This is a genomic window from Mitsuaria sp. PDC51, from assembly GCF_900113225.1.
In the GTDB taxonomy this organism is placed as follows: domain Bacteria; phylum Pseudomonadota; class Gammaproteobacteria; order Burkholderiales; family Burkholderiaceae_C; genus Roseateles.
The window spans coordinates 1,271,676-1,298,144 of the sequence record NZ_FOZE01000001.1 but is presented as its reverse complement, the minus strand read 5'-3'; the positions used below and the strand labels follow the sequence as shown (position 1 = coordinate 1,298,144).

The window sequence follows — 26,469 nt, the reverse complement described above, 5'->3', positions numbered from 1 at the left end:
CGGCCTCGCGACCGCCCGACCGGAGACCGCCGTGCGCGTGCCCGCCTGGAAGCTGCCCTCGCTGAAACCGCCGGCCCTGCGCTGGCCGTGGCAGCGGCGCTGGGACGCGTGGTGGCAGGCCCGCCACCCGGCCAGCGACACGACCGCGCTGACGCAGCGCAACCTCTACATCCTGCCCAGCCGCCCGGGCGCCGCCTTCGTCGTCACCCTGCTGGTGCTGCTGCTGGCGTCGATCAACGACCAGTTGAGCCTGGGCTACCTGCTGACCTTCGTGCTGGCCGGCGCCGGCATGGCGTCGATGAATGCGACCCACGCCAACCTGCGCGGCCTGAAGCTGGACCTGAAGACGCCGCCGCCGACCTACGCGGGCCAGCCGCTGGCGCTGGACATCCGGCTGCACAACCCCTCGGCGGCGCGCTTCGGCGTCGGCGTGCGGCTGCCCGACGCCAAATCCGCCGATAGCGCCTTCGCCGACGTGCCCGCGCAGGGCCATGCGCAGCTGCAGCTGCAACTGAGCTTCCCGACCCGCGGCCGGCATGCGCTGCCGCGGCTGCGCATCGAATCGCAATTCCCCTTCGGGCTGTTCGTGACCTGGAGCTACTGGCGGCCGGCCGCGCAGGCCTGGGTCTATCCGGCGCCCGAGCTGGAAGCGCCGCCCGCCGCCGCCGTCGAGGAAGGCCTGCCGCAGGGCCAGGGCCAGCCCGGGCTGGGCGACGATCCGGGGCTGCGGCCCTACCGGCATGGCGACTCGCCGCGGCAGATCCTGTGGAAGAAGTCGGCGCTGGCGCTGGCCCAGCCGCAGCCCCCCGGCGGCAGCGGCGCCGGCGCGGCCCTGCTCGTGCGCGAGCGCCTGGGCAGCCGCGCCAGCGAGCAGTGGCTGGACCTGGCGGCGACGCGCGGCCTGCCCTTTGAGCAGCGCGTCTCCCGCCTGGCCGCGTGGGTGCTGCGCGCCGAGGAGGAAGGCCTGCCCTACGGCCTGCGCCTGCGCGGCGTCTCGCTGGCGCCCGACCTCGGGCCGGAGCATTTCCGCGACTGCATGGAAGCGCTGGCGCTGGCGCAGGAGCAGCCATGAGCGCCGCCCCGACCCTGGCGGCAGGCCGCCGTAGCCCGCTGCCGCGCGAGGCGCGCGACACGCTCTTCCTGCTGGCGATCATTTCCGCCGTGCTGCTGCCGCATGCCGGCCACCTGCCCTGGTGGTGCAGCGCCTTGACCGCGCTGATGCTGGGCTGGCGCGCGCGGCTGGCCTGGCGCAGCGAGGCGCTGCCCGGTCGCTGGAGCCTGCTGGCGGTGCTGGCGGTGGTCATCGGCCTGACCCTGGCCACCCACAAGACCATCCTCGGACGCGAGGCCGGCATCACCATGCTGGCGATGCTGATGGCGCTGAAGACGCTGGAACTGCGCGCCCGGCGCGACGCCTTCGTCGTGTTCTTCCTCGGCTTCTTCCTGGTGCTGACCCAGTTCCTGTATTCGCAGTCGCCGCTGATCGCGGTGTGGATGATCGGCTGCGTCTGGGCCTTGCTGTCGGCGCTGGTGCTGGCGCAGATGCCGCAGGGCGTGCCGAGCCTGCGGCTGGCGGCGCGCATCGCGGCGCGCAACACGCTGATCGGCCTGCCGGTGATGGTGGCGCTGTTCGTGCTGTTCCCGCGTTTCCCGCCGCTGTGGGGACTGCCCAAGGACTCGGGCGCGCGCACCGGGCTGTCGGACACGATGAGCTTCGGCGCCTTCGCCGAAGTCGCCACCGACGACACGATCGCGATGCGGCTGCGCTTCGACGGCGCACCGCCGGCGCAGCCGCAACTGTACTTCCGGGCGCAGGTGCTGACGCGCTTCGACGGCCAGCAGTGGACCGCTTCGCGGGTGACCTGGGTCGGCCACGAGGCCGCGCCGACGCTGGACGGCCCGGTCTTCCGCTACCAGGCCACGATCGAGCCGCTGCGCGTCACCGCGATCCCGCTGCTGGAGTTCAGCCCCGGCGTCACCGGGGACCGGATCCCGGTCGGGCGCCTGGCGGCGACGCGCTCGCCGCAAGGCCAGTGGCAGGTCGCGCTGCCGTTCGCGGAGACGCTGCGCTTCCGGCACGAGGCCTGGCCGCGCGCGCAATGGGGCACCCGCCTCGGCCGCGCCGATCGCCTCGAGGCGCTGAGCCTGCCGCCCGGCCTGAATCCGCGCGCGCGGGCGCTCGGCGCCTCGCTGCAGGAGCGTTTCGCGACGCTGGACGACGACGCCCGCGCGCTCGCCGTGAACCGGGAGCTGCTGACCCGCATCCGGCGCGACGGCTTCGGCTACACCCTCAGCCCCGGCGTCTATGGCGAGACCAGTCCCCATGCGATCGACGAGTTCTGGTTCGACCGCAAGCTCGGTTTCTGCGAGCACTTCGCCTCGGCCTACGTCGTGCTGATGCGGGCGGCGGGCGTGCCGGCCCGCGTGGTCACCGGCTTCCAGGGCGCGGACCCGCAGCTGCAGGACGGCGACCTGGTCGTGCGCATGAGCCAGGCCCACGCCTGGGCCGAGTTCTGGACCGCCGCCGGCGGCTGGCAGCGCGCCGATCCGACCGCGGCGGTGTCGCCTGATCGCATCCAGGGCCGGCCGCTGCGGCCGTCGCCGGGCGTGTTCTCCGGCGCACTGGAGCAGCTCCGCCCGGGCCTGCTGACGGAGCTGCGCACCGCCTGGGAGCGCTTGAACAACCGCTGGCAGCAGACGGTGCTGAACTTCTCCACCGGCGAGCAGATGAGCCTGCTCAAGCGCCTGGGTTTCGAGAATCCGGACTGGACCGCGCTGGGCCAGGTCGCCGGCGGCCTGATGGCGCTGGCGGCCCTGGTCGGCGCTGGCCTGGCGGCCTGGCACCGGCGGCCGCACGATCCCTGGTCGCGTCAACGCGCCCGGGTGCGGCGCGAACTCGATCGCCTCGGCCTGGCCACCCGCGACGACGAGACCCCGCGCCGCTGGGCCGCGGCGCTGGTCGAGCGCCATGGGGCGCCGGCCGAGACGGTCGCGGCCGCGCTGTTGCAATTGGAAGCGCAGCGCTACCGGCAGGACCTCGCCGCCGCCACGTCACAATGGCAGCGCCAGTTCGCGGCCCTGTGCGCCGACCTCCGTCAGGCGCTGGCCCGCTGAGCCCTCCTCTTCCATGTGCTTGACGCTGCACCGCCGCTCGCCGGCCCGCATCCGCCATCTCCGCCATTACCGCCGCCTCCGCCGTAGTCCCGCATGACCGCTGTCCGCCGCTCCACGCCCCGCCGCGTCTTCCTCCGTTCCCTGCTCCAGGCCTCGATGGCCGCCGCACCGCTGATGACCGGCCTGGCCGCCGCGCCGGCGCTGGCGGAGACGGCCCACAAGCCGCACCCGGCCGCGAAGCCGAAGTCCGCCGTGAAGAAGCCGGCGCGCAAGCCCGCGCCGCCGCCAGCCTATGGCGACCGCGACGACGTCATGGCCTTCGCCGACGCGCAGGCGGAGTCGCTCGGCTACCGGCGCGAGGAACTGCGCGCGATCCTGGCGCTGGCGCGTCCGCAGCCGGCGGTGCAGCGGCTGATCCTGCCGGGGCCGCCGGGACAGGCGAAGGACTGGGGCGCCTACCGTCAGCGCTTCGTCGAGCCGCAGCGGCTGCAAGCCGGGCTGGCCTTCTGGGCGACGCACGAGGCGGCGCTCGCGCGCGCGGAGGCGTCCTATGGCGTGCCGGCGGAAATGATCGCGTCGGTGATCGGCGTGGAGACCTTCTACGGCCGGATCATGGGCGGCTTCCGCGTGCTGGACGCGCTGGCGACGCTGAGCTTCGACTACCCCTCGCCGCTGCCGCCCGGCGCGCGCGACCGCAGCCCCTTCTTCCGCGAGGAGCTGCGCCAGTTCCTGATCCTGGCGCGCGAGAACGGCCTGGATCCGATGGCGATGAAGGGTTCGTACGCCGGCGCGATGGGCTGGGGCCAGTTCATGCCGGGCAGCTGGCGGCGCTTCGCGATCGACTTCGATGGCGACGGCCATGTGGACCTGATCAACAGCCCGGTCGACGCGATCGGCTCGGTGGCCAATTTCCTGCGCGAGCACGGCTGGCAGCGCGGCATGCCGACGCATTACGAGGTGCAGGTGCCCAATGACACCGCGGCCCGCGCCCAGCTGCTGATCAGCGACGTGCTGCCGCAGCTCGATGCGCGGCAGTTCGAATCGGTCGGCGCGCAGCTGTCGCCGCAGGGACGCGCGCACAACGGGCCGCTGGCGCTGATCGAGCTGCAGATGGGCGGCGCCGCGCCGGTGTACGTCGCGGGCACCCAGAACTTCTACACGGTGACCCGCTACAACCAGAGCAGCTATTACGCGATGGCGGTCATCGAGTTCGCCAACACCCTGGCGAGCTGGCGCAAGGCGACCGGCCCGACGCCCGCGTCGGCGCCGGCCAGCGCCAGCTGATCAACGGCCGGCTGCAACGCCGGTATTAACGGCCGAGATCAACAACCAGGGATTGGCGGCCAGAGGTCAGCGCCCCGGAATCGGTGGCTTGGTCCGCGGGCGCTCGGCGTGATCGCCGGAGTCGCGCTGCTCGTGGTGGGCGCGGTCGATGTCGCCGTCGCCTTCCGGCCCTTTCTGGCCGGTCTCGCCGACGCGATGGTCCTCGTCGTCATGCTCGAGCCCGCCGTGCAGGCCGGGCGGGAAGTCACTGGAAATGCGCGGAGCATTCATGGTTTCCTCCTGAAGTGGGCGATCGATCTTAGCCACGGTGTGGAAGGCCCCACGCGCAGGAACGACAAAGGCGCCTCGCGGGCGCCTTCTGTGTTCGATCCTGCGGAGACGGCGTGCTCAGTGCACCAGGCCGATCCACTCGCCGCGACGCTGGTAGGCGTCGAACAGGTCCTGCGCGACCGCCTGCAGCCGGGCATCGCCGCGCGCATGGGCCGTGGACAGGCGCTCCAGCGCATAGAGGCGGTCGTAGAGCATGCGGGTCGGCTGCAGCGTCAGGCCGTGGTCGGCCATCAGGTCCTGCAGCGTCAGCAGCTCGTCCATGCTCGCGGTCCCGGCCACCGTCAGGCCGAGATCCGGCACCAGTCCCCAGGGAGCCTGGGCGGTTTCGGGCATCAGGTGCGGGGGGATGGGGGTGTGCATGGCGGCCTCGGAGCGATTCATGTCGGCGTGGACAGGATGATGGATCGCACCGCCCGGAACTTGAGCGGGAAAAGCGGGGGAAATCCGGCCCAGTTCCTGCGATCGCCGCGCGGCCGGCCGGCGTCGATCAGCGACGGGGCCGGGCGATGAAGCCCGACAGCTCGGTGCACCAGGCGGCGGCGGGCACGTCCAGCTCGTTGAGCGCCAGCACGTCGATGCGGGCGTCGGTCAGCATCTTGGCCGAGGCCGCGTTGAGCCCGACCTGATGGTCCTTCTTCTCCAGGTAGACCACGCGCTGGATGCCGACCTGGATGATGGACTGCACGCAGCGCGGGCAGGGGTACTGCGTCGTGTAGATGGTGCTGCCGGTCAGCGGCAGCACGACGCAGTTGAGGATCGCGTTGACCTCGGCGTGGACGATGTAGCTGTGGCGCGAGTTGGCGGGATCGGCGTCGTCATCGGACCAGTAGGCCGGGTCGTTGTCGTCGCAGCCGCGCGGCAGGCCGTTGTAGCCGACCCCGACGATCTTGTAGTCCCCGCTCGCGATGCAGGCGCCGTTGCGCTTGCGGCTGTCCTTGGAGCGGGCGCTGGCCAGCAGGGCCACGCCCATGAACATCGAATGCCAGTCGATCAGCGGATGGTTGTCCATGGTGAAGGCAGAGGCGAAGGTCGGGGACAGGCGCAGGAGTGTAGTGGGCGGCCGCGACTTACCTCGCGACGCCGACGCCCTTGTTGGCCAGCGCGTCCGCGCGCTCGTTGCCGGGGTCGCCGGCATGACCCTTGACCCAGCGCCACTCCACCGTGTGCAGCTTGCGCAGCGCGTCCAGGCGCTGCCACAGCTCGGCGTTCTTCACCGGCTTGCCGTCGGCGGTCTTCCAGCCGCGGCGCTGCCAGCCGGAGATCCACTCCGTCATGCCCTTGCGCACGTACTCGCTGTCCGTGTAGATCACGATGTTGCAGCTGCGCTTGAGCGAGCTCAGCGCCTCGATCACCGCCGTCAGCTCCATGCGGTTGTTGGTGGTGTTGCGCTCGCCGCCGAACAGCTCCTTCTCGTGGTCGCCGCTCTTGAGCCAGGCGCCCCACCCGCCCGGACCCGGGTTGCCCTTGCAGGCGCCGTCGGTGTAGATGACGACGCTGGGCTTGGCGATCTTCGGCGCGGCGGGCGCGGCGGCGGGAGTGGTATCGGTCATGAACGGAGCGGAGCAACAGGGAAGGTGAAGAATGCGGACCGGACACGGCGGCGGGCCGGGTCCGGGCGTGCGACGCGTCGAGGCTCAGTCGACCTCGACGTCGTCGCGATGGTGATGATGGTGGACGGCGGCGACCGCTGGCGCGGCCTTGGCGACGCGCTTCTTGCCGCGCGCCAGCCCGATCAGCCGCATGCCGTGCACGCGCTTGACCGCGATGACGCCGTACAGCGCGCCCAGCACCGTCCACCACTTGCCGCCGGGCTTCTCGATCCACTGCCAGCGCGCCAGCCAGGGATCGCTCAGCAGCGGCGGTCGATAGCAGCCGAACTGCGCGCGCTCGACCTCGAACGACAGCAGCCGCAACCAGTCGCGCAGCCGCCAGTAGCCGATGTATTCGCGCTCCTCCGGCAGGTAGAGGCGTGGCGCGCGGCTCAGCAGCCGGCCGTTGACGCGGGCGAGATTCTGCCTCACGGCCCAGAGGCTGGCGGGGTTCAGGCCCAGGATCACCACCCGGCCCTCGGGCCGCAGCACCCGCTCGACCTCGCGCAGGCAGCGGTGGGGATCGACCGCCTGCTCCAGCGTGTGGGGCAGCAGCACCAGGTCCAGGCTGTTGGCCTCGAACGGGAGCGCGTCGAACTCGCAGAAGATCGCCGCGCGGCCCGCACCGCCCAGGCCCGGCGCGGGCTCGGCCTGCGGTTCGGGCTGGTATTCCAGCGGATGCGCCATCAGCGAGGGCCGCGGCGGCCCGGCGACGGCGTCCTCGAACGGCCGATGGTCCAGCGCGAGCCACCGGTTCGTCATGCGGTTGGTGCGCAGGCCGTGCAGTTCCGGGAAACCCAGCTGCAGCGCGTGATAGCCGAACCAGTCGATCACGGCGGCGTCGATGAAGCGCTGTTCCCAGGCCAGCAGGTAGCGCCCGGCCGGCGTGCGCAGCCAGTGCGCGAGCTCCGCCGCGGCAGCGTCCGGCCGGACCTGCGCCTCTACAATCGGCGCCTTCGCGTCGGTGTCCTCGTCCTGGCCCCGCGTCTTCATCTGGAACCCGATCCCCTTGCCTGCATGAACCTGGTCGCCGTTCCCGCCTTCACAGACAACTACCTCTGGCTGCTGCATGACGGCCGGTCGGCCCTGGTGGTCGATCCGGGCGACGCCGCGCCGGTGAAGGAGGCGCTGCGCGCGCTCGGCCTGGACCTGCAGGGCATTCTAGTGACGCATCACCACGGCGATCACGTCGGCGGCCTGCGTGAATTGCTGCCGCTGCTGGCGCAAGGCGCACAAGTCTGGGGTCCCGCCACCGAAACCATGCCGGTTCCGGTCGTGCCGCTGCGCGAGGGCGACCGCGTCGAGCTGCTCGGCCAGGTCTTCGAGGTGCTGGACGTGCCGGGCCACACCGCCGGTCACATCGCTTTCGTGCTGAAGCATCCGGCCGACGGCGACGCGCCCCTCCTGTTCTGCGGCGACACGCTGTTCTCCGCCGGCTGCGGCCGGCTCTTCGAGGGCACGCCGGCGCAGATGCAGGCCTCGCTGGCGAAGCTGGCCGCGCTGCCCGGAGAAACCCGGGTCTGCTGCGCGCACGAGTACACCTTGTCGAATCTGCGATTTGCTCGCACAGTCGAGCCCCAGAACGAGGCGGTCGCGCGCCACGAGGCCTGGTGTCTGGCCCGGCGCGAGCAGTCGCTGCCCACCCTGCCCTCCACCATCGCGGTGGAGCTCCAGATCAACCCCTTCCTGCGCTGCGAGCACGCCGAGGTCCGCGCGGCCGCGCAGCGCCATGACCCGAGCGTCACCGCGGAGCCGGTCTCGGTCCTGGCCGGGCTGCGCCGATGGAAGAACGACTTTCGCTGAGACCCCGATGCATCGACACCCGACCCCGTCCTTCCCGCTGCTTCGTTCCTCCCGCTCCGCGGACCGCGCGGCCGCCGCTTCCCCCTCCCCCACCACTTCGACACGTCCGGCGCTGACGCTGCTCGCCGCGCTGCTGCCGCTGGTGCTGGCCGCCTGCGCCAACCGCCCGGTCGCGCCCGCCGACAACCAGGACGCGCAGGCGGTGGCGCAGCAGACGGTGCAGGCGGTCGAGGCGGCCGCCTCGGCCGTGCCCTCGCCCGCGACGCCGGTGGCGAGCGTGGCCACCGCGCCGGAAGAGAAGCTCGACGTGCTGCTCGAGGACACGATGAACCCCGGCCAGAAGGTCGACCTCGACGCGCCGAAGACCCACGTCGACCTGTGGGCGCGGATGCGCGCCGGCATGGCGATGCCCGAGCTCGACAACGACCTGGTCCGCAAGGCCGAGGACTGGTACAGCAGCCGGCCCGACTACGTCGCGCGCATGACCGGCCGCGGCAGCCTGTACCTGTACCACGTGGTCGAGGAAGTCGAGAAGCGCGGCATGCCGATGGAGCTGGCGCTGCTGCCCTTCGTCGAGAGCGCCTTCCGCAACGATGCGCAGTCCAGCGCCAAGGCCGTCGGCATGTGGCAGTTCATGCCCGCCACCGGCCGGGACTTCGACCTCAAGCAGAACATCTTCCGCGACGACCGCCGCGACGTGCTGGCCTCGACCAAGGCGGCGCTGGACTACCTGCAGCGCCTGAACAAGCTGTTCGACGGCGACTGGCAACTGGCGCTGGCCGCCTACAACTGGGGCCAGGGCAACGTCAGCAAGGCGGTGGCGCGCAACCAGAAGGCCGGGCTGCCGATCGACTACGAAAGCCTGCGCATGCCCGACGAGACGCGCTACTACCTGCCCAAGCTGCAGGCGGTGAAGAACATCGTGATGCGCCCGTCGGCCTATGGACTGGAGCTGCCCGCGGTGGCGAACCACCCCTACTTCCTGTCGGTCAACATCGACCGCGACATCGACGTGACCCGCGCCGCGCAGTTGGCGGAGCTGGACGAGGAGACCTTCCGCCAGTTCAACCCGTCGATGAACAAGCCGGTGATCCTGGCGGCCAGCAGCGGCCAGCTGCTGCTGCCCTACGACAACGCCAGCACCTTCGTGACCAACCTCGAGAAGCATCGCGGGCCGCTGGCGTCGTGGACCGCCTGGGTCGTGCCCCGCACGATGAAGCCGGCAGAAGCCGCCAAGCAGGTTGGCATGAGCGAGACCGGCCTGCGCGAGATCAACCGCATCCCGGCGCGCATGCTGGTGACCAAGGGCTCGACGCTGCTGGTGCCGCGCACCGCGTCGCGCGACCAGGACGTCTCCGAGCACCTGGCCGACAACGCCCGCATCGGCTTCGCGCCCGACGTGCCGCCGATGCGCCGCGTGACGCTGAAGGCGAACAAGGGCGACACGGTGGCGAGCGTCGCGCGCCGCCATCGCCTGGGCACGACGCAGCTGGCGCAGTGGAACCGCGTCAGCACCAAGGCCACCTTCAAGCCGGGCCAGCAGATCGTCGTCTACGTGCGCGAGGGCCAGACGCTGGCTTCGGTGGAACCGTCCGGCAATTCGAAGGCGTCGGCCAAGTCGGGCAAGGTCACCAAGGTGGCGTCGACCGCCTCCGGCAAGGCCAAGGCCGGCGCCAAGACCCGCAGCGCCAAGGTCGCCAGCGGCGACGGCAAGGGCGCCCGCACCGTGTCGACCAAGACCGCGCTGCGCTGAGTCGGCCCTCTCCGCCTCACGAGGCGAGGAAGGCAGCGCGCGGCGTCAGGCGAAGAACAGCCCGATCGACAAGGCCACGCCGATGGCCCAGGCCGCGCTGCGCAGCGTCGGCCGATCGGCGATGTACAGCGCGATGTAGACCAGGCGCACCGCGATGAAGGACAGCGCCAGCGCGTCGATGCGGCCCTGGTCGTGCTGCATCTGCTGCGCCGCCAGCACGCCGGCGATAAACAGCGGCAGCGCCTCGAAGCTGTTGGCCTGCGCCGCGTTGGCGCGGGCCTGCCAGCCGGTCTGACGGCCGAGCCAGGCGCGCGGGTCGTGGTTGTCGAAGCCACCGTCACGGCGGCGCTTGCCGATGCCCTTGGACTTCGCCACCCAGGCGCACAGCAGCGGCAGCAGGCAGGCGACGATCAGGCAATGGTTGGCGATGGTCATCGAGTGCCCTCCCCGGGCGTGGCGTTGGATGGATGCCGCGACGCGGGCGCGGCCGGCCGCGGCGGTCGGTCAGGTGGAGCGCCGGTCCACCAGCGCATGCGCGATCGTGCCCAGGTCCACGTACTCCAGCTCGCTGCCGACCGGCACGCCGCGCGCCAGCCGGGTGCTGCGCAGGCCGCGCGCGCGCAGCGCCTCGGCCAGCACGTGGGCGGTGGCCTCTCCCTCGGCGGTGAAGCTGGTGGCGAGGATGACCTCCTCCACCTGGCCGTCGGTGGCCCGCTCGAGCAGTTGGTCCACGCCGATCTCGCGGGTGGACACGCCGTCCAGCGGGCTGATCCGGCCCTGCAGCACGAAGTAGTAGCCGAAGTAGGACGCGGTGCGCTCCATCGCGGCCTGGTCGGCCGGCGACTCGACCACGCACAGCAGCCGCGCGTCGCGGTGACGGTCCGAGCAGATGGCGCACAGCGGCGTCTCGCTGAAGGTGTGGCAGCGCTCGCAGTGGCGCACGTTGCGCGCCGCGTCCTGCAGCGCGCGGGCCAGCGCGTCGGCGCCGGCGCGGTCGTGCTGCAGCAGGTGGTAGGCCATGCGCTGGGCCGACTTCTGGCCCACGCCGGGCAGGCGCCGCAAGGCCTCGATCAACTGGTCGAGCGCGGTCACCGTCGTCCGATCAGAACGGGAACTTCATGCCCGGGGGCAGCGGCATGCCGGCGGTCAGCTTGGACATCTTCTCGGAGCTGACCTGCTCGGCACGGCGCACGGCGTCGTTGAACGCGGCGGCGACGAGGTCCTCCAGCATGTCCTTGTCGTCTGCCAGCAGGCTGGGATCGATGGCGACGCGCTTGACGTCATGCTTGCAGGTCATCGTGACCTTCACCAGGCCGGCGCCGGACTGGCCTTCGACCTCGATGTTGCCGAGTTCGTCCTGCGCCTTCTTCAGGTTGTCCTGCATCGCTTGCGCCTGCTTCATCAGGCCGGCGAGTTGACCCTTCATCATGATCGTGATTCCTTATTCAGAGATTCAATGGTGCGGTGGATGGCCGACCGGGGACGCGACCCGGAGGTCGATGCGATGGGCGGGATTGTCGCCCAGCGCCGGATCGGCCGCGGCGCCGGTCAGGCCGGCTTGATCGAGCCCGGCAGGATGCGCGCCGTCTTGAACTGCGCGAGCAGCTGCTGGACTTCCGGGTCCTCGAGGATGATGGCCTCGGCCTGCCGCTGGCGGGCGCGCACCGCCAGCGTGTCGCGCAGCGCCGGCGAGTCGGAGGCGCGCCCCGCCTCGATCTCGACGCGCGCCGGCTTGCCGGTCAGCGCCGTCAGCGCCGCCTGCAGCTTCTCCTGCAGGCCGGGCTGGCGCAGCGACTCGCGCTCGACGCGGAAACGCCAGCGCTGTGGCTCGGCGGCCTCGTCGATCTCCAGGCATTCGGCCTGCAGCGCCAGCTCGCGCGCCAGCGCGTTCAGGCCCAGCTGCGGCGCGAGCGCGTGCCAGCGCTCGCCCAGCGCGGTGGGGACCAGCACCACTTCCTCGATCGCGGTCGAGACGTAGATGCCGTCGCCGGCGTTGTCGGGCATCGGATCGTCCATGTCCGGCATCGACATGCCGAGCGAGGCTTCCTCGTCCGACGGCGGCGGCACGTCCATCCAGGGCGGAGGGCCGTCGTCGTCGTGCGGCGGGGACAGGTCTTCCGGCTCCTCGGCGTCGGCATCGGCCTTGGCGGCCGCCAGCGGCGCCGCACGCGGGCGCAGCCGGTCGCTGAAGCGCGTCGCCGGAGCGCCCGCCGGCGCGGCGCGCAAGGGACCGGACGGCGCCGGCGCGCGAGGCGCCTCCTGCGCGGGAGCGGCCATGGGCGCGGGAGCTGGCGCGGGTTCCGGCGCGGGGGCAGGCGCGGGTTGCGGCACCGGCGCAGCGGCGATGGGTTCGGGCGCCGCGGTGACCGGCTGAGATTCCGGCTCGGGCTCGGGGGCCGTTGTGAGCTGCGGTGTGGGCGTGGGTTCCGGCGCCGACGCGGATTCGGGGGCTGGCGCCGGCTCAGGCTCAGGGTCGGGTGCCGGCGCGGCGGCTTCCGCCACGCGCGGCACGGCGGGAGCCGGAGCCGGCATCTCCGGCGCACGCACCGGTTCCGCCTGGAAAGGCGCCGCGCTCACCGGCGGACGGGCCACCGGCGCCGCACTCGCTACCGGCGCCGGAGCGGGCACGGTCCGCGCCGCGGCGCTGCCCTCCGGCGCCGACGGCTGTCGAGCGCCCTGCCCGTTCGGCCGGAACGCCATCATCCGCAGCAGCACCATCGTCAGCCCGGCGTACTCGTCCGGCGCCAGCGGCAGTTCCTGACGGCCGTGCAGCGCCATGCTGTACATCAGCTGGATCTCGTCGGGCGGCAACTGGCTGGCCAGCGGCAGCAGCTCGGCCAGGTCGGGATCGCCCGCGTCGAGCGCCCCCGGCGCCGCCTGCGCGACGGCCAGGTGCTGCAGCGCCACCGCCAGGTCCTCGAGCGTGCCGCCCGCCGACAGGCCCATGTCGCGCAGCCGGTCCGAGGCGCCGACCAGCGCGGCGCCGTCGCCCGCGATCAGCGCGTTCAGGATGCCCAGCACATGGCCGCGATCGACGCTGCCCAGCATCTGGCGCACGCCGGCTTCCTTGAGCTCGCCCGAGCCGAAGGCGATGGCCTGGTCGGTCAGCGACAGCGCGTCGCGCATCGAGCCGCGCGCCGCGCGCGCCAGCAGGCGCAGCGCACCGGGTTCGTTCGGGACGTTCTCGTTGCCCAGCACGCGCGTCAGGTGCTCCAGCACCGTCTGCGGCGCCATCGGGCGCAGGTTGAATTGCAGGCAGCGCGACAGCACGGTCACGGGGACCTTCTGCGGGTCGGTCGTCGCGAGGACGAACTTCAGGTACTCGGGCGGCTCCTCCAGCGTCTTCAGCATCGCGTTGAAGGCGGTGTTCGAGAGCATGTGCACTTCGTCGATCATGTAGACCTTGAAGCGCCCGACGACCGGCTTGTAGACGGCCTGGTCCAGCAGCTGGGAAATTTCCTCGACGCCGCGGTTGGAGGCGGCGTCGAGCTCGACGTAGTCGACGAAGCGGCCGGCGTCGATGTCGCGGCAGGCGTCGCAGACGTTGCAGGGATGGGCGGTGATGCCGCCGGTGCCGTCCGGGCCGATGCAGTTCAGCGACTTGGCCAGGATCCGCGACACCGAGGTCTTGCCCACGCCGCGCGTGCCGGTGAACAGGTAGGCGTGATGCAGGCGCTGCTGCGTCAGCGCGTTGGCCAGGGCCTGCACGACGTGTTCCTGACCCATCAGCTCCTCGAAGGTGCGGGAGCGGTATTTGCGTGCGAGGACCTGGTAACTCATGGCGGGGCATTCTACGGGGGCGCACTCGCCCGCCGGCGCGCCGCCGGGCGGGCGGCGTCCGGGTTTGTCAGGAGGCCCGCGCGGCGCTGACGGATAATCCGCCGCCATGAGCACCCACGCCCCGCACGATCCTTCCTCCGGCACGCTGAGCTACGAACAGGCCGGCGTCAATTACGACCTGATCGACCCGCTGAAGATCAGCGCCCAGCGCGCCGCGGCGGCCACGGCCGTCCACATGAGCGCGCACGGGTTCACCGAGGTGAAGGCCTCGCGGGGCGAGTCGGCGTATGTCGTGGACGTGGGGCCGTTCTACATCGCCTCGATCGTCGAATGCCTGGGCACGAAGACCCTGGTCGCGGATGAGATGGCGACGCTCACCGGCAAGAGCTACTACGACGGCATCGCGCAGGACACGATCGCGATGGCGGTGAACGACCTGATCACGGTGGGCGCGACGCCGCTGGTGGTGCAGGCCTATTGGGCCGCGGGCGGCTCGGACTGGTTCGGCGACGCGCAGCGCGCGCAGGCGCTGGTGGCGGGCTGGAAGAAGGCCTGCGACGTCTGCCAGGTGGCCTGGGGCGGCGGCGAGACGCCGGCGCTGGCGGGCATCGTGGAAGGCGGCCGCATCGATCTGGCGGCCTCCTGCACCGGCCTGATCAACCCGAAGGAACGGCTGTCGGTCGGCGACAAGCTGGGCGCGGGCGACGCGATCGTGCTGCTGGCCTCGTCCGGCATCCACGCCAACGGCCTGAGCCTGGCGCGCAAACTGACCGAGCGCCTGCCCCAGGGCTACCTGACGGAAGTCCAGCCGAGCCTGAGCTACGGTGACGCGCTGCTGGCGCCGACGACGCTGTACTCGCCGGTGACCGAGGCGCTGTACAAGGCCGGCATCACGCCGCACTACTGCGCGAACATCACGGGCCACGGCTGGCGCAAGCTGCTGCGGCATCCCGGCAAGTTCACTTACCGCATCCACACGGTGCCGCCGGTGACGCCGGTGCTGAAGTTCATGCAGGAGCACGCGCAGCAGGACGACCGCGAGGCCTATTCGACGCTGAACATGGGCGCGGGTTTCGCGATCTTCGTGAAGGCGGACCAGGCGGCGAAGGTGGTGGAGATCGCCAAGTCCTGCGGTATCGAGGCGTGGGACGCCGGCCGCGTCGAGGACGGTGAGAAGCAGTTGCTGATCGAGCCGCTGGACATCCGCTTCGGTGACGACGACCTGCAGCTGCGCTGAGCGAGGCCAGGTCTGGAGGCAATGAAAGGCGCTGAGGCGCCTTTTTTTTCGCTCCTACCTTCTCGCCGAATGAATCCTGGCATTCAGCCTCCCGCTGCGTGAGCGTGCTTTCGCCGCCCGGCAAAGATCCTCAGGGCGGCACGCACGTGCCTTGAGCGCTTCAAAACGTCACGCGAGTCCTGCTGAGAGAAGATCCGCTCAGTCAAATAGTCCGCGATGTTTCGGCGTCGCCTCAAGTATTCAAGGCCCTCCGCGATCAGCCTTTCACCGGCTTGTTCGTAATGGTGCCGGGTGCGCAGATGCACTTCGCTCCCCTTGTCGCCAATGACGGCCAACTCACGCGCCAGGATGAACACGCCGTAGTACGCGCGTGAAGCCGCGCTTCGCATGCTGCCCTCGCTTTGCCGAGAGCTCAGGTGCTCCGCCACCTCCAAAAACTCGTCCGGATCGAATCGATGCATGCGTCACCTCTTCCACATGTCCCGCCGATCCTCGAAGGCTCCACGCCTTGCATCGAGTCCGACGGTTCCCATGAGCGAGCGCAACGCGGGGACGGCAAACCAAACCCTGCTCATGGTCTTGATCTCAATGGACTCGAAGCAGAACTCGCCCTCCGCGAAACCCCAGAGCGTGAACAGCAGATCCAGTGTGGCCAGCTCCGGATCCCGCCTGATCTCCACGCTGATCTGACGGCCTCGTGAACACCGAATCAGCTCCTCTTCGAAGTGCCGTACGTCTTCGCGGGGTACGGCGGGATGCCTCGACAAGAACCATTCGATGATGTCGCTCCAATCCTCCGTGCCGCGCAGCGCCTGCAAGTCGTAGGGCCATTCGGACGGCGCGCAGGGATTGAGGCACGGATGAAACTTGTAGGGCGGCTGGGCCTTGCTGTCGACCCTCACCCAGCGGTAGTGTGGCCACTCCGCCTCCCTGCCCGACGCGGCCAGCACACCGCTCGGCTTGCATTCCACTTGATCAATCATCTTCACGACCTTTCGACTCACCGACCCACGTCGATGGAAGGCGCCCATTCTCGAAATCGCGGCGCGTCCTGCCATGACTCAAAGTGGTTCCTGGCGGGGGTTGAAGCGGGCCCACCTTCGAGGGAAGCCGCCTGGCCTCTTGGGCCCTGCCCCGCGTTCCCCGGATTGACATCCCCCGCCCGGGTGACGAAGCTCCGCGCTCATGGACTGGTTCTATGGCCCGATGGTCGAGATGCATGCGCTGCTCGCGTGGTGCAGCGTCGGACTGTTCCTGGTGCGGGGGCTGGCGCATCAATTCGGCGCGGCGTGGGTGATGGACGAGCGGCTGCGCACGCTCGTGTTCAGCAGCCATGTGCTGATCGTGGTGTCCGGACTGAGCCTCTGGGGCGCGATGCACCACGACCCGCGCTACGAGCCCTGGATGACGGCGAAGTTCATCGCGCTCGGCGCGTACTTCGCACTCGGGCACTGGGGCATCGGACGCGGAGAGTTCCGCGTGGTCGGTTATCTGCTGGCGCTGGTCGCGCTCGGCTACGTCATGGCGGTGTCGATGACGCGCCAGGTCTTGCTCGGGCTCTGAGCCAGCGCGCGCACGCGGCGCCCACAGGCCCTTGACGTCCACGAGCCATGCCGGGCGTAGCATGGGCAAATGACCTCCACCCGCCCCATCCACGACGCCGCGCAGCGCGGCTACACCAGCGCCTCGGACAGCTACCAGCGTGGCCGCCCGGAGTATCCGGAAGCGCTCGCCGAATGGCTGGACGCGACGCTGGGCGCCCGCGAGGGCGCGCGCGTCGTCGATCTCGGCCCGGGGACCGGCAAGTTCACGAAGCTGCTGGCGCGCACGGGGGCGGCGGTCACGGCGGTCGAGCCGGTCGACGCGATGCGGGCGCGGCTCGCGGAAAGCCTGCCTGACGTGCGGGCGCTCGGCGGCACGGCGGAGGCGATCCCGCTGGAGGATGGCGCGGCGGACGTGGTCGTCTGCGCACAGTCCTTCCACTGGTTCGCGAACGCGCAGGCGCTGCGCGAGATGCATCGCGTGCTGCGGCCGGGTGGGCGGTTGGGGCTGGTGTGGAACGTGAGGGATGAGTCCCGCGACTGGGTCGCCGCGATCACCGAGATCATCACCCCCTATGAGGGCGATGCGCCGCGCTTCTACAAGGGGACGTGGAAGCAGCCTTTCGAGGGGCAGTCGCTGTTCGGGCCGCTGCAGCGGACGGTGCTGCCGCACAGCCACGTGGGGACTTTCGATCAGGTCGTGATCGATCGGATCCTGTCGGTGAGCTTCATCGCGTCGCTGCCGGAGCCCGAGCAGCACGTTGTCGCGCAGCGGCTGCGGGCGCTGCGGGATCGCTTCGCCGAACTGAGAGCGCCGACGATCGCCTTCCCTTACGCGACCGAGGCCTGGTTGTCGGAGCGGCTCCCGTCGGCGTGACGGCGTGGCGAGCGCTCCGCTTGCGTGGCGGATCAGCCGACCAGCTTCCAGCCCGACTGCCAGAGCTGACGGACGGCCGCGGCCTGGAGCGCGCGGCGCAGCTCGGCGGGACGTTCGCCGGGGCGCGCGGCGTGAGGGGCGCTGATCCATTGCGGGCCGACCTCACGCGACACGCGAGCCTGACCGTGGCGATCGGCGCGCAGCAACGCGAGGCGCCAGGCGGCATTCAGGCGCTGGGCGTGGGCGTCGTCGGCGAGTGGGCCGATCCAGTCGTCGCCTTGCAGGCGATGGGCGGCCTTGAGCAGCTCGAGGTCGGAGGGGAAGCGGGAGAACTCGGCGACCGGCTCGCCCCAGGGGTCGCGCAGCGTGCGCAGCGGCTGGGTGGGTGCGGTGGTGCCGTGAGCGGCACGGCGGCGGGTCAGCAGCGAATCGAACTGAGCCAGACGAGCGGACATGAAAAAACTCCGAGAGCCCACAGAGATCACCGGCGTTTGCCGGCCCGGGGGCAGTCGGAGCCGCAACGCTTTAGCCGCATTTGTGAATCGCCCGCAAGTAGTTGGTAAATCGGCGATGGCCTGGGCGGGAGCGCGTCCCGCGAGGTCCGGGGCGGATTTAACCACAGGCCCGCAGGGCACGTCGACCCAGGGGTGGCGGTGTTCGCACGCGTGGCGTGCGGAGATGCACGCAGGGGGAGCGCGCGGCCGGAGGGCTCGGAAAGCTCGGCTAGAATCCGCCGCTGACGGGCCTCCTCGCATGGAAGCGCGGCCAACCGGGTCAGGTGGGGAACCAAGCAGCCCTAACCGTTGTGACCAGTGCCGAGGGTAAGGCTCGTCAACCTTCTTTACTTTTCCCCAGTATTCCTGCGGGATCCGGGCCTGGCCCTCCACTCTGGTGACAAGCCTCGGTGCCATGCCGTTCACGGACCACCAAGCCCTCGAGCTTCACATTCAAGCCGTGCACTTCGAAGCGAAGGCCCCGGTTTGCTCTGCCCACTTCCCCGACATGGCCGCGCCTTTGCGTGACGCCTATTCCAAATGGCGCGCAATCAACGCCGCTGCGCTTGAGCAGGGTGCAGTTTCCGCCAGAAAAAAGGGGATGAGCGGTCCGCAACCTCCGTCACTCACCCACGCGGCGAGCACGGAAGCCCAGCTGCTCGACTCTCTGCCATCGGACGACGTGCAACGGCGATGCCATGAGTTGCTCGCGGGCGTCGCATCACAGAAATAGACGCCCCTTCAAGCGCCCCTGCGGCTTCGCCACGCGAAGGACTTAGGTCACTTCGGGAGCCACGCCATCCCGCCCACACTGTTCCTTCAGCCGTGCTGGGAGCAACAGATGAGCGTTACCACCTTGAAGGATGTGCTTCGTTCCTTAGGGGAGGACCACAACTACTTCGACGGCAAGGTGCCGGTGAATCTTTGGCGAGGCCTTCACGCCAAAAAGGGTGGCGGCCTGTTCGACCTCATTGAAGAGGTAGTCGTCTACTCGGCTGGACGCCTTCGTCCGCCGGACATCGACATCGTGAACCGCGGTGGCAGCAAGTGGGTCACCGTGGCGAGGAGTCCCCGAGGCATCAGCACCTTCGACAAGGCCGGAGTGCCCTCTGGAAAGGACTGGTCGTACTATCGAATTTCTGCCGGCACCGTGCTGCCCAACGGGTTGGCGATCGTGAAAGACAATTTCAACCCGCGCCTGGGCGCCACCCACTACACCATCGCTCCCGCGCATGACATGCCCCTGGAGCAGTTCAAGATGCTCTTGAATCAACTCGCTGTGAATGCCATCAAGGAAGCCGCATGATCACAATCCCAAATCCGTACGCGGCCCTGCTTGTGACTGCGGTGCGCGACGCGGTGCTGTACCAGGAAGGACTGCTTCGCAGCGAGACGATCCGAGACCGTTCGGATCACGAGGAACACTACGTGTACCTCACGCAGTTCTTCGAATTTCTCAAGAAGGAATACAAGCAGAACGAGGAAGAAATCGGATTCCCCTTGGAGAAGCTGCTTCCCGGCGAATGATCAGCGTCGACGGTGACCGCTCCGCGCTACCGCACCCCCTCATGCCTGCGCCTTTCGACCTCGACCGCTTCCTCACCGCCCAGTCTCCTCAACTCGCCGACGTCCTCGGCGAGCTCAAGCGCGGTCGCAAGGTCAGCCACTGGATGTGGTACTTCTTCCCGCAGCTCCGCGGCCTGGGTCTCAGCAGCACAGCCCAGTTCTACGGCATCGAATCCCTCGACGAAGCCGCCGCTTTTCTGGCCCACCCGGTCCTCGGCCCGCGTCTTCGCGAATGCGTGACGCTGATGAACTCCCACCGCACCCGATCCGCCGAGCAGATCCTCGGCCAGGTCGACGCCCTGAAGTTCCGCTCCTCGCTGACGCTCTTCGCGCGCGCCTCCGACAACGACGCCGTCTTCGTCGAAGCCCTCGACCGCTTCTACGATGGCCAGCCCGACCCGCGCACGCTGGAACTCCTCGATGGCCACTGACTCCGCCCCGCGCGGCGGCGCCTTCACCCGCCTCCCCTGCCCGATCCCTGGCGTCGACATCGTCCGCGCCGACACCTCGCGCGCCTTCTCCCGCCACATCCATGACGAGTTCGGCATCGGCCTGATCGATCGCGGCGCGCAGAAGTCCGCCAGCGGCCGCGGCATCGTCGAAGCCGGCCCGGGCGACCTCATCACCGTCAACCCGGGCGAGGTCCACGATGGCCTGCCCATCGGCGACCACGGGCGCGCCTGGCGCATGCTCTATCTCTCGCCGGAACTGGTGATGGACCTCCTGGCCGACATCGCCGAGGACCACCCCGCACGCGACGTCGAGTTCCACCACCCCGCCCTCCACGACGCCCGCATCGCCACCCGCTTCGAGGCGCTCTTCCTCGCAACGACCTCGGAGCCCGCCGCCGCGACCGACACGCTGCGCGCCGACTCCGCGCTCGTGCTGCTGCTCCAGAGCCTGCTCCATCCCCGCGCGCCAGCGTCGACCGCGCTCCCTTCCGGCATCGCCGCCGCCCGCACCCGCCTCGATGACGAGCTCGCCTCCCCGGCGAGCCTGGCCGACCTCGCCCGCGAGGCCGGCCTGAGCCGTTTCCAGTTCCTGCGCGCCTTCACCCGCGCGACCGGCCTGCCGCCGCATGCCTACCTCGTCCAGCGCCGCCTGCAGCGCGCGCGCCGGCTCATCGGCCTGGGCACCCCGCTGGCCGAGGCCGCCGCCGCCAGCGGCTTCTGCGATCAGAGCCACCTCACGCGCCACTTCGTCCGCTGCTTCGGCATCCCGCCCGGCGTCTACGCGGCCGCGCTGCGCTGAGCCGCCCGGCCCTGCAATTTCGTCCAAGACGCGCCGCCCCTCGCGGCCCGACCATGACCTCTCCGCAGCCATCGCATCGAGGTCCGCCGTGCCCTTCTCCTCGCTCTCCAATCCCGAGTTCCTGGTCACCTCGCTGATCGTCGTGGCCTCGCCCGGCACCGGCGCGCTGGTGACGCTCGCCGCCGGCCTGTCCAGCGGCGGACGGGCCGCGCTCGCGGCCGCCTTCGGCTGCACCCTCGGCATCGTGCCGCACATGCTGGCCGCGATCACCGGCCTGGCCGCGCTGCTGCATGCGAGCGCGCTCGCGTTCGACCTCCTGAAGTACGCCGGCGTTGCCTACCTGCTCTACATGGCCTGGGTGTCGCTGCGCGAGCGCGGCGCGCTCGCCATCGATGCCGCCGGACCGCCTCGCTCCGCGCGCGAGATCGTCGCCCACGCAGTGCTGGTGAACCTGCTCAATCCCAAGCTGTCGATCTTCTTCGTCGCCTTCCTGCCGCAGTTCATCGCCCACGACGAGCCTCGCCCGACGCCCTTGATGCTCGAGCTGTCCCTCGTCTTCATGGCGATGACCTTCGGCATGTTCGCGGTCTATGGCGTCTTCGCCGCCGCGATGCGCGACCGCGTGCTGTCCCGCCCGCCGGTGCTGCGCTGGATGCGGCGCGGCTTCGCGGCCGCCTTCGTGGGACTGGGCGTCAAGCTCGCGCTGGTGCAGCGCTGAGGGCGCCCGCCAGGAACGCGCATCCCGCCGTCCGGGCTACACGCCCGCCTCGTCCTTCACTTCCCCATCGAAGTCGAACAGCTCGATGCGCCGCGGCGCGGCCGAGCGCCGCTCCACCTTGTGCTGCGGCCCGATCGCCTTGCCCGTGCGGGCATCGATCAGCTGCAGCTCCACCGGCTCGCCGGTCTCCGTGTCGATGAGCCGCATCGGCTTGCCCTTCAGCGCCGCGTGCCGGTTGCCCCAGTTCAGCATCGTCAGCATCACCGGCCGGAAATCGCGGCCCTTGGGCGTCAGCACGTACTCGAAGCGCGGCGGCTTCTCGCTATAGGGCCGCTTCTCCAGCAACCCGCGATCCACCAGCTCCGCCAGCCGCCGCGCCAGCGTATTGGACGCAATGCCGAGCTCGGTCACGAACTCGTCGAAGCGGTGATGCCCATAAAACACTTCGCGCAGGATCAGCACGCTCCAGCTGTCACCCAGCATGTCGGCCGTACGTGCCACCGGGCAGGCCATCTCCTCGAAACTCGTGCGGCGCATCGGCGGTCTCCTTGGGTTGCCCCGCCATTCTCACTGACTTCCATCATGGAAGTCAGTTGACGAATCCGGAACAGTGCATTCCACCGCCAGTCACTTCCATCATGAAAGTGACGTTCCTATAGTCCGCTCCATCACCCGCCGCCCCGGCGGGCCCTCGATGCCGGAGCTCCGCATGACCGCCTCTTCCCCCAACGCCACCGCCACGGCCGCTTCCCCGGCACCCGTTCCTCCCGCGCCTCCCGCTCCTTCTCTTCCTCCCGCTCCTTCTCTTCCTCCCGCGTCCTCCGCTGGCTCGCGCGGGCCGTTCGGCCGCACCGCGCTGTCGTGGGCCGCGCTGACCGCCGCCGTGCTCGCGGCCGGCGCCTATGGCGCCCACTGGTGGACCACAGGCCGCTTCCATGAGGAGACCGACGACGCCTACGTCGGCGGCGACGTCACCGTCGTCGGCGCGAAGGTCGGCGGCTACATTGCCGAGCTGCCGGTTACCGACAACCAGTTCGTGCGCGCCGGCGAGCTGCTGGCCCGCATCGACGCGCGCGACTACGACGCCGCGCTGCAGCGCGCGGCCGGCGCCGTCGAAGCGCAGGAGGCCGCCATCGCCAACCTGGCCGCGGCCACCGCGCTGCAGCAGGCGGTGATCGCCAAGGCGACCGCCGGCATCGCCGCGGCCTCCGCCGAGGAGCAGCGTGCCCGCGACGACTTCGCGCGTTATCAGGATCTGGTGCGGCGCTCGGCTGTCTCGGTCGAAAGCAGCCAGCGCGCCGAGGCCGCCTTCAAGACCGCGCAAGCCGGCTCCGCCCGCGCCCGTGCCGAGCAACTCGCCGCCGAGCGCCAGCTCGACGTCATCGCGACGCAGAAGCGCCAGGCGCAGGCCGCGCTCGACCAGGCCCGCGCCGAGCGCGAACTCGCGCGCCTGAACGTCGGCTACACGGAACTGCGCGCGCCGCGCGATGGCTACATCGGCAACCGCAAGGCGCGGCTGGGCACCTATGTCGGCGTCGGTACGCCGCTGATGTCGGTCGTCCCCGCGCAGGGCCTCTGGGTCGACGCCAACTTCAAGGAAGACCAGCTCGCCCGCATGCAGGCCGGACAGCCCGTGCGCATTCGCGCCGACGCCTGGCCCGGCGTCGTGATGCACGGGCGGCTCGGCAGCCTGGCGCCCGCGACGGGCGCCCAGTTCAGCGTGCTGCCGGCCGAGAACGCCACCGGCAACTTCACCAAGATCGTCCAGCGCGTGCCGGTGCGCATCCAGCTCGACGCCGCGGATGATCGCCTCGGCCGGCTGCGCCCCGGACTGTCCGTCGTGGTCGAGGTCGACACCGCCGCAGACACCGCCGCCCCGTCCGCCAAGACCGCGAGCCTGCCATGAGCACCGCGCTCGCCGCTTCCGCGTCTCCGTCGGCGCCGGCATCGATGCCGCCGCGCGCGCGTCCCGCCTTCTGGTCCAACGACGTCATCCCCGTCGCCCAGCTGAGCACGCGCGACAAGGTGCTCGCCTTCGCGACCATGTGCATCGGCATGTTCATCGCGCTGCTGGACATCCAGATCGTCTCGGCCTCGCTGCGCGACATCGGCGGCGGCCTCTCCGCCGGCGCCGACGACACGACCTGGGTCCAGACCAGCTACCTGATCGCCGAGATCATCGTCATCCCGCTGTCGGGCTGGCTCGCCAGCGTGATGTCCACGCGCTGGCTGTTCGCCGCCTCGGCGCTGGGCTTCACGCTGACCAGCCTGCTGTGCGGCCTGGCCTGGAACATCCAGAGCATGATCGCCTTCCGCGCGCTGCAGGGCTTCCTCGGCGGCTCCATGATCCCGATGGTCTTCACCACCGCCTTCATGTACTTCGACGGGAAGCAGCGCGTCATCGCCGCGGCCACCATCGGCGCCATCGCCTCGCTCGCGCCGACGCTGGGGCCCGTGGTCGGCGGCTGGATCACCGACATGCTGTCGTGGCAGTGGCTCTTCTACATCAACCTGCTGCCCGGCCTCGTCGTCACCGTCGTCGTGCCGCTGATGGTGCGCGTGGACAAGCCCGACCTCTCGCTGCTCAAGGGCGCCGACTACCTGTCGATGGCGCTGCTCGCGGTGTTCCTGGGCTGCCTCGAGTACACGCTCGAGGAAGGCCCGCGCTGGAACTGGTTCGGCGACACGACCATCGCCATCACCGCCTGGACCGCCGCGCTGACCGGCATCGCCTTCATCGCGCGCAGCCTGACCGCCGCGCGGCCCATCGTGGACCTGCGCGCGCTCAAGGACCGCAACTTCGCGCTCGGCAGCCTGTTCTCGTTCATCACCGGCATCGGCATCTTCGCCACCATCTACCTCACGCCGCTGTTCCTCGGCCGCGTGCGCGGCTACGGCGCGCTGGACATCGGCCTGGCCGTGTTCTCGACCGGCGTGTTCCAGGTGATGAGCATCCCGCTCTATGCCTTCCTCGCCAGCCGCTTCGATCTGCGCTGGATCCTCTTCGCGGGTCTGGCGCTGTTCGCGCTCTCGATGTGGGAGTTCATGCCGATCACGCACGACTGGGGCGCGCATCAGCTGCTGCTGCCGCAGGCGCTGCGCGGCATGGCGCAGCAGCTCAGCGTGCCGCCGGTGGTGACGCTGGCGCTCGGCGCGCTGCCGCCGGCGCGGCTCAAGCTGGCCTCGGGACTGTTCAACCTGATGCGCAACCTGGGCGGCGCCATCGGCATCGCGGCCTGCGCAACGGTGCTCAACGATCGCACCAACCTGCACTTCCAGCGCCTGGCCGAGCGCCTGCATGACGGCAACGAGGCGATGAGCGGCTTCCTCGCGTCCGCCGGCGCGCCGCTGTCCTTGCTGCCTTCGGGCGATGCGGCCACCGCGGCGCTGCGCCAGCTCTGGTCGCTGACCTACCGCGAGGCGCTGACGATGACCTTCTCCGACGCCTTCCTGCTCGTGATGGTCTGCTTCGTCGCGGCGCTGCTGTTCGTGCCGCTGCTGCGCAGGATCACGCCGCCATCCGCCCCTTCCGCCGATGCCCATTGAGCTTGCACGCCCTCCCCTCGCTTCGCGCCGCACTTCCTGGAGTTCCACCATGACGCTCCCGCTGTCCTCCGCTGCCCGCCTGCCACGGCGCGCCGCTTCGCTGAATCTGGCGCTGAGCGCCATGCTGGCGGCTGCGCTTGCCGCTTGCGCGCCGATGGCCGATCCGGCCGGCCGCCCCCGCGAGCTCGACGAGCAGTTCGCCGGCCAGGCGCTGATCTCGCAACGCCAGACCGGCGACTCGCCTGCGGCGCTGGCCACCTGGTGGCAAGGCTTCGACGATCCCGCATTGAGCGCCATCGTCCAGCGCGCGCTCGACCAGAACCTGGACCTCGCCATCGCGCTGGCCCGCGCCGAGCAGGCGCGCGCCGCGGCACAAGGCGCCGGCGCGAGTCGCCTGCCGCAAGGCGTGCTGCAAGGCCAGCTGCTGCATCAGCGCCAATCGCTGAAGAGCCCTGAAGGCCAGCTCGCGCGCGGCTTTCCCGGCTACGAGCGCGAGCAGACGCTGCAGACGCTCGGCATCGGCGCGAGTTGGGAAGCGGATCTTGCCGGCGACCTGCGCCAGGGCGAGACGGCCGCGATCGCCGAATGGCAGGCCGCCGAGGCCGCGCGCATGGGCGCACGCGTGACCGTCGCGGCCGAAGCGGCCGATGCCTACTTCCGCGTACGCGGCGCGCAGGCTCGCATCGCCGTCGCCGAGGCGCATCTGCGCAACCAGTCGCAGCTGCTGCGGCTGATCGAGGACCGCTTCAACGGCGGCCTGGCGGCGCAGCGCGAAGTCGCGCAAGCCCAGGCGCTGCAGCTGCAGGCGCGCGGCACGCTGCCACCGCTGCGCACCGAGCTGTCGCAGCAGCTGCATCGCCTGGACGTGTTGATGGGCGAGCAGGCCGGCACCTACGCGGCGAAGCTGATCGCGGACACGCCCGAGGCGCCGCGCGCTGCCGCGCCGGCCGCGACGCGTTCATCCACCTACCGCGTGCCGTCGCTGCCCGCGGACCTCACTCCTGCGGCGCTGATGCGCCGCCGCCCCGATGTCATCGCCGCGGAGCGCCAGCTCGACGCGAGCCAGGCGCGCATCGGCGTCGCCACGGCCGAGTACTACCCGCGCCTGACGCTCGGCGGCGTGCTCGGCGCATCGAGCCTGAATGGCGGGCTGCTGTCGGCGGCGGCCTTCCAGCCGCAGGCGCTGCTCGGGTTGCACTGGCGGCTGTTCGACTTCGGCCGCGTCGACGCCGAGGTCGCGCAGGCCCGTGGCGCGCGGGCCGAGGCGCTCGCGCAAGTGCGGCTGCGCATGCTGCGCGCCACCGAGGATGTCGAGAACGCCATCGTCAGCCTGTCCGAGCTGGAGCAGCAGCGCGGCGATCTGACGGAGGAGGTCCGCGCCCATCAGCTTGCACGTGACGCGGCCGAGGACGCCTACAAGGGCGGCGCCGCCAGCCTGATCGAGGTGCTGGAGGAAGACCGGCTGCTGCTCGGGGCACGCGACCAGCTGGCGCAGCTCGACGCGGCGCACGCGCGGGCGGCGGTCGCCGCCTTCCGGGCGTTTGGCGGCGGTTGGGACGCGCCGGCCGCCATCGCGGCTCGGTAGC

At 70.6% G+C, this 26,469-nt stretch carries 30 protein-coding genes and 1 other RNA gene; 18 read left to right on the top strand and 13 right to left on the bottom strand.

What is annotated here, in order from left to right:
- The first annotated feature begins 31 nt into the window (after window positions 1-31).
- The 3 genes from BM393_RS05750 to mltB all read left to right on the top strand — a co-directional run bounded on the left by BM393_RS05750 (window position 32) and on the right by mltB (window position 4,398).
- Entirely contained in the window at window positions 32-1,072 is a 1,041-nt protein-coding gene (locus BM393_RS05750) for a DUF58 domain-containing protein (RefSeq protein WP_254783220.1), read from the top strand.
- On the top strand, window positions 1,069-3,114 hold the full coding sequence (locus BM393_RS05745) for a DUF3488 and transglutaminase-like domain-containing protein (RefSeq protein WP_091723358.1): 2,046 nt from the start codon (window positions 1,069-1,071) through the stop codon (window positions 3,112-3,114). Before BM393_RS05750 ends, BM393_RS05745 begins: the two co-directional genes overlap by 4 nt.
- Window positions 3,115-3,207: 93 nt before the next feature.
- Window positions 3,208-4,398, top strand: coding sequence for a lytic murein transglycosylase B (mltB, locus tag BM393_RS05740; protein WP_254783219.1), 1,191 nt, complete (start codon window positions 3,208-3,210; stop codon window positions 4,396-4,398).
- A gap of 66 nt (window positions 4,399-4,464) precedes the next feature.
- Here mltB and BM393_RS05735 read toward each other — a convergent pair whose 3' ends face one another.
- The 5 genes from BM393_RS05735 to BM393_RS05715 all read right to left on the bottom strand — a co-directional run bounded on the left by BM393_RS05735 (window position 4,465) and on the right by BM393_RS05715 (window position 7,310).
- Entirely contained in the window at window positions 4,465-4,668 is a 204-nt protein-coding gene (locus tag BM393_RS05735; RefSeq protein ID WP_091723353.1) for a hypothetical protein, read from the bottom strand.
- 117 nt (window positions 4,669-4,785) lie between these two features.
- Entirely contained in the window at window positions 4,786-5,088 is a 303-nt protein-coding gene (locus BM393_RS05730; protein WP_091723350.1) for a hypothetical protein, read from the bottom strand.
- Window positions 5,089-5,215: 127 nt separating this feature from the next.
- On the bottom strand, window positions 5,216-5,737 hold the full coding sequence (locus BM393_RS05725; protein WP_091723348.1) for a deaminase: 522 nt from the start codon (window positions 5,735-5,737) through the stop codon (window positions 5,216-5,218).
- Window positions 5,738-5,795: 58 nt separating this feature from the next.
- Window positions 5,796-6,278, bottom strand: a complete 483-nt coding sequence (gene rnhA, locus BM393_RS05720) for a ribonuclease HI (RefSeq protein WP_091723346.1) — start codon at window positions 6,276-6,278, stop codon at window positions 5,796-5,798.
- An 84-nt stretch (window positions 6,279-6,362) separates the two neighbouring features.
- Window positions 6,363-7,310, bottom strand: a complete 948-nt coding sequence (locus BM393_RS05715) for a class I SAM-dependent methyltransferase (protein WP_091723344.1) — start codon at window positions 7,308-7,310, stop codon at window positions 6,363-6,365.
- 24 nt (window positions 7,311-7,334) lie between these two features.
- Between BM393_RS05715 and gloB the strand changes: the two genes are divergently transcribed.
- Window positions 7,335-8,120: a hydroxyacylglutathione hydrolase gene (gloB, locus tag BM393_RS05710; protein ID WP_091723342.1), complete on the top strand. Its 786-nt coding sequence runs from the start codon at window positions 7,335-7,337 to the stop codon at window positions 8,118-8,120.
- Window positions 8,121-8,127: 7 nt separating this feature from the next.
- Window positions 8,128-9,873 (top strand): transglycosylase SLT domain-containing protein, encoded by a 1,746-nt coding sequence (locus tag BM393_RS05705; RefSeq protein WP_091723340.1) that lies wholly within the window; start codon window positions 8,128-8,130, stop codon window positions 9,871-9,873.
- Between the two features lie 45 nt (window positions 9,874-9,918).
- Here the strand turns inward: BM393_RS05705 and BM393_RS05700 are convergent, their stop codons facing one another.
- The 4 genes from BM393_RS05700 to dnaX form a co-directional block, all read right to left on the bottom strand.
- Window positions 9,919-10,308 carry an MAPEG family protein gene (locus tag BM393_RS05700; protein ID WP_091723337.1) on the bottom strand — a complete coding sequence of 130 codons (390 nt, stop codon included), beginning with the start codon at window positions 10,306-10,308 and terminating at the stop codon, window positions 9,919-9,921.
- Between the two features lie 69 nt (window positions 10,309-10,377).
- Window positions 10,378-10,965: a recombination mediator RecR gene (gene recR, locus BM393_RS05695; protein WP_091723335.1), complete on the bottom strand. Its 588-nt coding sequence runs from the start codon at window positions 10,963-10,965 to the stop codon at window positions 10,378-10,380.
- Window positions 10,966-10,975: 10 nt separating this feature from the next.
- On the bottom strand, window positions 10,976-11,305 hold the full coding sequence (locus BM393_RS05690; protein ID WP_091723332.1) for a YbaB/EbfC family nucleoid-associated protein: 330 nt from the start codon (window positions 11,303-11,305) through the stop codon (window positions 10,976-10,978).
- A 116-nt stretch (window positions 11,306-11,421) separates the two neighbouring features.
- Window positions 11,422-13,653, bottom strand: coding sequence for a DNA polymerase III subunit gamma/tau (gene dnaX / locus BM393_RS05685; protein WP_091723330.1), 2,232 nt, complete (start codon window positions 13,651-13,653; stop codon window positions 11,422-11,424).
- A gap of 106 nt (window positions 13,654-13,759) precedes the next feature.
- On the opposite strand from dnaX, the gene BM393_RS05680 reads away from it, so the two are divergent.
- Entirely contained in the window at window positions 13,760-14,890 is a 1,131-nt protein-coding gene (locus BM393_RS05680) for an AIR synthase-related protein (protein ID WP_091723328.1), read from the top strand.
- 83 nt (window positions 14,891-14,973) lie between these two features.
- Here the strand turns inward: BM393_RS05680 and BM393_RS05675 are convergent, their stop codons facing one another.
- Together BM393_RS05675 and BM393_RS05670 are read right to left on the bottom strand one after the other, a co-directional pair.
- Window positions 14,974-15,351, bottom strand: coding sequence for a hypothetical protein (locus BM393_RS05675; protein WP_091723325.1), 378 nt, complete (start codon window positions 15,349-15,351; stop codon window positions 14,974-14,976).
- Window positions 15,352-15,354: 3 nt separating this feature from the next.
- The gene (locus BM393_RS05670) at window positions 15,355-15,879 is read right to left on the bottom strand and encodes a hypothetical protein (RefSeq protein ID WP_183478613.1); all 525 of its coding nucleotides are present in this window, start codon (window positions 15,877-15,879) and stop codon (window positions 15,355-15,357) included.
- Between the two features lie 196 nt (window positions 15,880-16,075).
- Here BM393_RS05670 and BM393_RS05665 point away from each other — a divergent pair, with 196 nt between their 5' ends.
- Both BM393_RS05665 and BM393_RS05660 read left to right on the top strand, forming a co-directional pair.
- Entirely contained in the window at window positions 16,076-16,453 is a 378-nt protein-coding gene (locus BM393_RS05665; protein WP_091723319.1) for a SirB2 family protein, read from the top strand.
- A 69-nt stretch (window positions 16,454-16,522) separates the two neighbouring features.
- Complete coding sequence (locus tag BM393_RS05660; RefSeq protein ID WP_091723316.1) at window positions 16,523-17,308, top strand: class I SAM-dependent methyltransferase; 786 nt, start codon at window positions 16,523-16,525, stop codon at window positions 17,306-17,308.
- A gap of 32 nt (window positions 17,309-17,340) precedes the next feature.
- On the opposite strand, the gene BM393_RS05655 is transcribed toward BM393_RS05660, so the two are convergent.
- Complete coding sequence (locus BM393_RS05655; protein ID WP_091723313.1) at window positions 17,341-17,763, bottom strand: hypothetical protein; 423 nt, start codon at window positions 17,761-17,763, stop codon at window positions 17,341-17,343.
- A gap of 283 nt (window positions 17,764-18,046) precedes the next feature.
- On the opposite strand from BM393_RS05655, the gene ffs reads away from it, so the two are divergent.
- The 7 genes from ffs to BM393_RS05625 all read left to right on the top strand — a co-directional run bounded on the left by ffs (window position 18,047) and on the right by BM393_RS05625 (window position 21,337).
- Window positions 18,047-18,144, top strand: an RNA gene (ffs, locus tag BM393_RS05650) — signal recognition particle sRNA small type.
- A 73-nt stretch (window positions 18,145-18,217) separates the two neighbouring features.
- A complete protein-coding gene (locus BM393_RS25130) occupies window positions 18,218-18,535 on the top strand; it encodes a hypothetical protein (protein WP_141225237.1) in 318 nt (105 codons plus the stop codon).
- A 108-nt stretch (window positions 18,536-18,643) separates the two neighbouring features.
- The gene (locus tag BM393_RS05645; RefSeq protein ID WP_091723310.1) at window positions 18,644-19,108 is read left to right on the top strand and encodes a hypothetical protein; all 465 of its coding nucleotides are present in this window, start codon (window positions 18,644-18,646) and stop codon (window positions 19,106-19,108) included.
- A complete protein-coding gene (locus tag BM393_RS05640) occupies window positions 19,105-19,329 on the top strand; it encodes a hypothetical protein (RefSeq protein ID WP_217648390.1) in 225 nt (74 codons plus the stop codon). The genes BM393_RS05645 and BM393_RS05640 overlap by 4 nt, the downstream gene beginning before the upstream one ends.
- The gene (locus BM393_RS05635) at window positions 19,326-19,799 is read left to right on the top strand and encodes a DUF1810 domain-containing protein (RefSeq protein WP_310732144.1); all 474 of its coding nucleotides are present in this window, start codon (window positions 19,326-19,328) and stop codon (window positions 19,797-19,799) included. The genes BM393_RS05640 and BM393_RS05635 overlap by 4 nt, the downstream gene beginning before the upstream one ends.
- On the top strand, window positions 19,789-20,619 hold the full coding sequence (locus BM393_RS05630) for an AraC family transcriptional regulator (protein WP_091723308.1): 831 nt from the start codon (window positions 19,789-19,791) through the stop codon (window positions 20,617-20,619). The genes BM393_RS05635 and BM393_RS05630 overlap by 11 nt, the downstream gene beginning before the upstream one ends.
- Before the next feature lie 88 nt (window positions 20,620-20,707).
- Complete coding sequence (locus tag BM393_RS05625) at window positions 20,708-21,337, top strand: LysE family translocator (RefSeq protein WP_091723305.1); 630 nt, start codon at window positions 20,708-20,710, stop codon at window positions 21,335-21,337.
- Between the two features lie 36 nt (window positions 21,338-21,373).
- Here BM393_RS05625 and BM393_RS05620 read toward each other — a convergent pair whose 3' ends face one another.
- Entirely contained in the window at window positions 21,374-21,874 is a 501-nt protein-coding gene (locus BM393_RS05620) for a helix-turn-helix domain-containing protein (protein WP_091723303.1), read from the bottom strand.
- A 172-nt stretch (window positions 21,875-22,046) separates the two neighbouring features.
- Here BM393_RS05620 and BM393_RS05615 point away from each other — a divergent pair, with 172 nt between their 5' ends.
- Genes BM393_RS05615 through BM393_RS05605 form a run of 3 tightly spaced genes read left to right on the top strand, consistent with a single transcriptional unit; the run spans window position 22,047 to window position 26,468 of the window.
- Entirely contained in the window at window positions 22,047-23,243 is a 1,197-nt protein-coding gene (locus BM393_RS05615) for an HlyD family secretion protein (RefSeq protein WP_091723300.1), read from the top strand.
- Window positions 23,244-23,287: 44 nt separating this feature from the next.
- Window positions 23,288-24,883, top strand: a complete 1,596-nt coding sequence (locus BM393_RS05610) for a DHA2 family efflux MFS transporter permease subunit (RefSeq protein WP_254783386.1) — start codon at window positions 23,288-23,290, stop codon at window positions 24,881-24,883.
- Between the two features lie 49 nt (window positions 24,884-24,932).
- On the top strand, window positions 24,933-26,468 hold the full coding sequence (locus tag BM393_RS05605) for an efflux transporter outer membrane subunit (RefSeq protein WP_254783218.1): 1,536 nt from the start codon (window positions 24,933-24,935) through the stop codon (window positions 26,466-26,468).
- Window position 26,469: the final 1 nt, after the last annotated feature.

Bases quoted from the DNA above. Each gene is read 5' to 3' on its own strand.
- BM393_RS05745 (WP_091723358.1), top strand. From the start codon at position 1,069: ATGAGCGCCGCCCCGACCCTGGCGGCAGGCCGCCGTAGCCCGCTGCCG.
- mltB (WP_254783219.1), top strand. From the start codon at position 3,208: ATGACCGCTGTCCGCCGCTCCACGCCCCGCCGCGTCTTCCTCCGTTCC.
- BM393_RS05735 (WP_091723353.1), bottom strand. From the start codon at position 4,668: ATGAATGCTCCGCGCATTTCCAGTGACTTCCCGCCCGGCCTGCACGGC.
- BM393_RS05730 (WP_091723350.1), bottom strand. From the start codon at position 5,088: ATGCACACCCCCATCCCCCCGCACCTGATGCCCGAAACCGCCCAGGCT.
- BM393_RS05725 (WP_091723348.1), bottom strand. From the start codon at position 5,737: ATGGACAACCATCCGCTGATCGACTGGCATTCGATGTTCATGGGCGTG.
- rnhA (WP_091723346.1), bottom strand. From the start codon at position 6,278: ATGACCGATACCACTCCCGCCGCCGCGCCCGCCGCGCCGAAGATCGCC.
- BM393_RS05715 (WP_091723344.1), bottom strand. From the start codon at position 7,310: ATGAAGACGCGGGGCCAGGACGAGGACACCGACGCGAAGGCGCCGATT.
- gloB (WP_091723342.1), top strand. From the start codon at position 7,335: ATGAACCTGGTCGCCGTTCCCGCCTTCACAGACAACTACCTCTGGCTG.
- BM393_RS05705 (WP_091723340.1), top strand. From the start codon at position 8,128: ATGCATCGACACCCGACCCCGTCCTTCCCGCTGCTTCGTTCCTCCCGC.
- BM393_RS05700 (WP_091723337.1), bottom strand. From the start codon at position 10,308: ATGACCATCGCCAACCATTGCCTGATCGTCGCCTGCCTGCTGCCGCTG.
- dnaX (WP_091723330.1), bottom strand. From the start codon at position 13,653: ATGAGTTACCAGGTCCTCGCACGCAAATACCGCTCCCGCACCTTCGAG.
- BM393_RS05680 (WP_091723328.1), top strand. From the start codon at position 13,760: ATGAGCACCCACGCCCCGCACGATCCTTCCTCCGGCACGCTGAGCTAC.
- BM393_RS05675 (WP_091723325.1), bottom strand. From the start codon at position 15,351: ATGCATCGATTCGATCCGGACGAGTTTTTGGAGGTGGCGGAGCACCTG.
- BM393_RS05665 (WP_091723319.1), top strand. From the start codon at position 16,076: ATGGACTGGTTCTATGGCCCGATGGTCGAGATGCATGCGCTGCTCGCG.
- BM393_RS05660 (WP_091723316.1), top strand. From the start codon at position 16,523: ATGACCTCCACCCGCCCCATCCACGACGCCGCGCAGCGCGGCTACACC.
- BM393_RS05655 (WP_091723313.1), bottom strand. From the start codon at position 17,763: ATGTCCGCTCGTCTGGCTCAGTTCGATTCGCTGCTGACCCGCCGCCGT.
- BM393_RS25130 (WP_141225237.1), top strand. From the start codon at position 18,218: ATGCCGTTCACGGACCACCAAGCCCTCGAGCTTCACATTCAAGCCGTG.
- BM393_RS05645 (WP_091723310.1), top strand. From the start codon at position 18,644: ATGAGCGTTACCACCTTGAAGGATGTGCTTCGTTCCTTAGGGGAGGAC.
- BM393_RS05640 (WP_217648390.1), top strand. From the start codon at position 19,105: ATGATCACAATCCCAAATCCGTACGCGGCCCTGCTTGTGACTGCGGTG.
- BM393_RS05635 (WP_310732144.1), top strand. From the start codon at position 19,326: ATGATCAGCGTCGACGGTGACCGCTCCGCGCTACCGCACCCCCTCATG.
- BM393_RS05630 (WP_091723308.1), top strand. From the start codon at position 19,789: ATGGCCACTGACTCCGCCCCGCGCGGCGGCGCCTTCACCCGCCTCCCC.
- BM393_RS05620 (WP_091723303.1), bottom strand. From the start codon at position 21,874: ATGCGCCGCACGAGTTTCGAGGAGATGGCCTGCCCGGTGGCACGTACG.
- BM393_RS05615 (WP_091723300.1), top strand. From the start codon at position 22,047: ATGACCGCCTCTTCCCCCAACGCCACCGCCACGGCCGCTTCCCCGGCA.
- BM393_RS05610 (WP_254783386.1), top strand. From the start codon at position 23,288: ATGCCGCCGCGCGCGCGTCCCGCCTTCTGGTCCAACGACGTCATCCCC.
- BM393_RS05605 (WP_254783218.1), top strand. From the start codon at position 24,933: ATGACGCTCCCGCTGTCCTCCGCTGCCCGCCTGCCACGGCGCGCCGCT.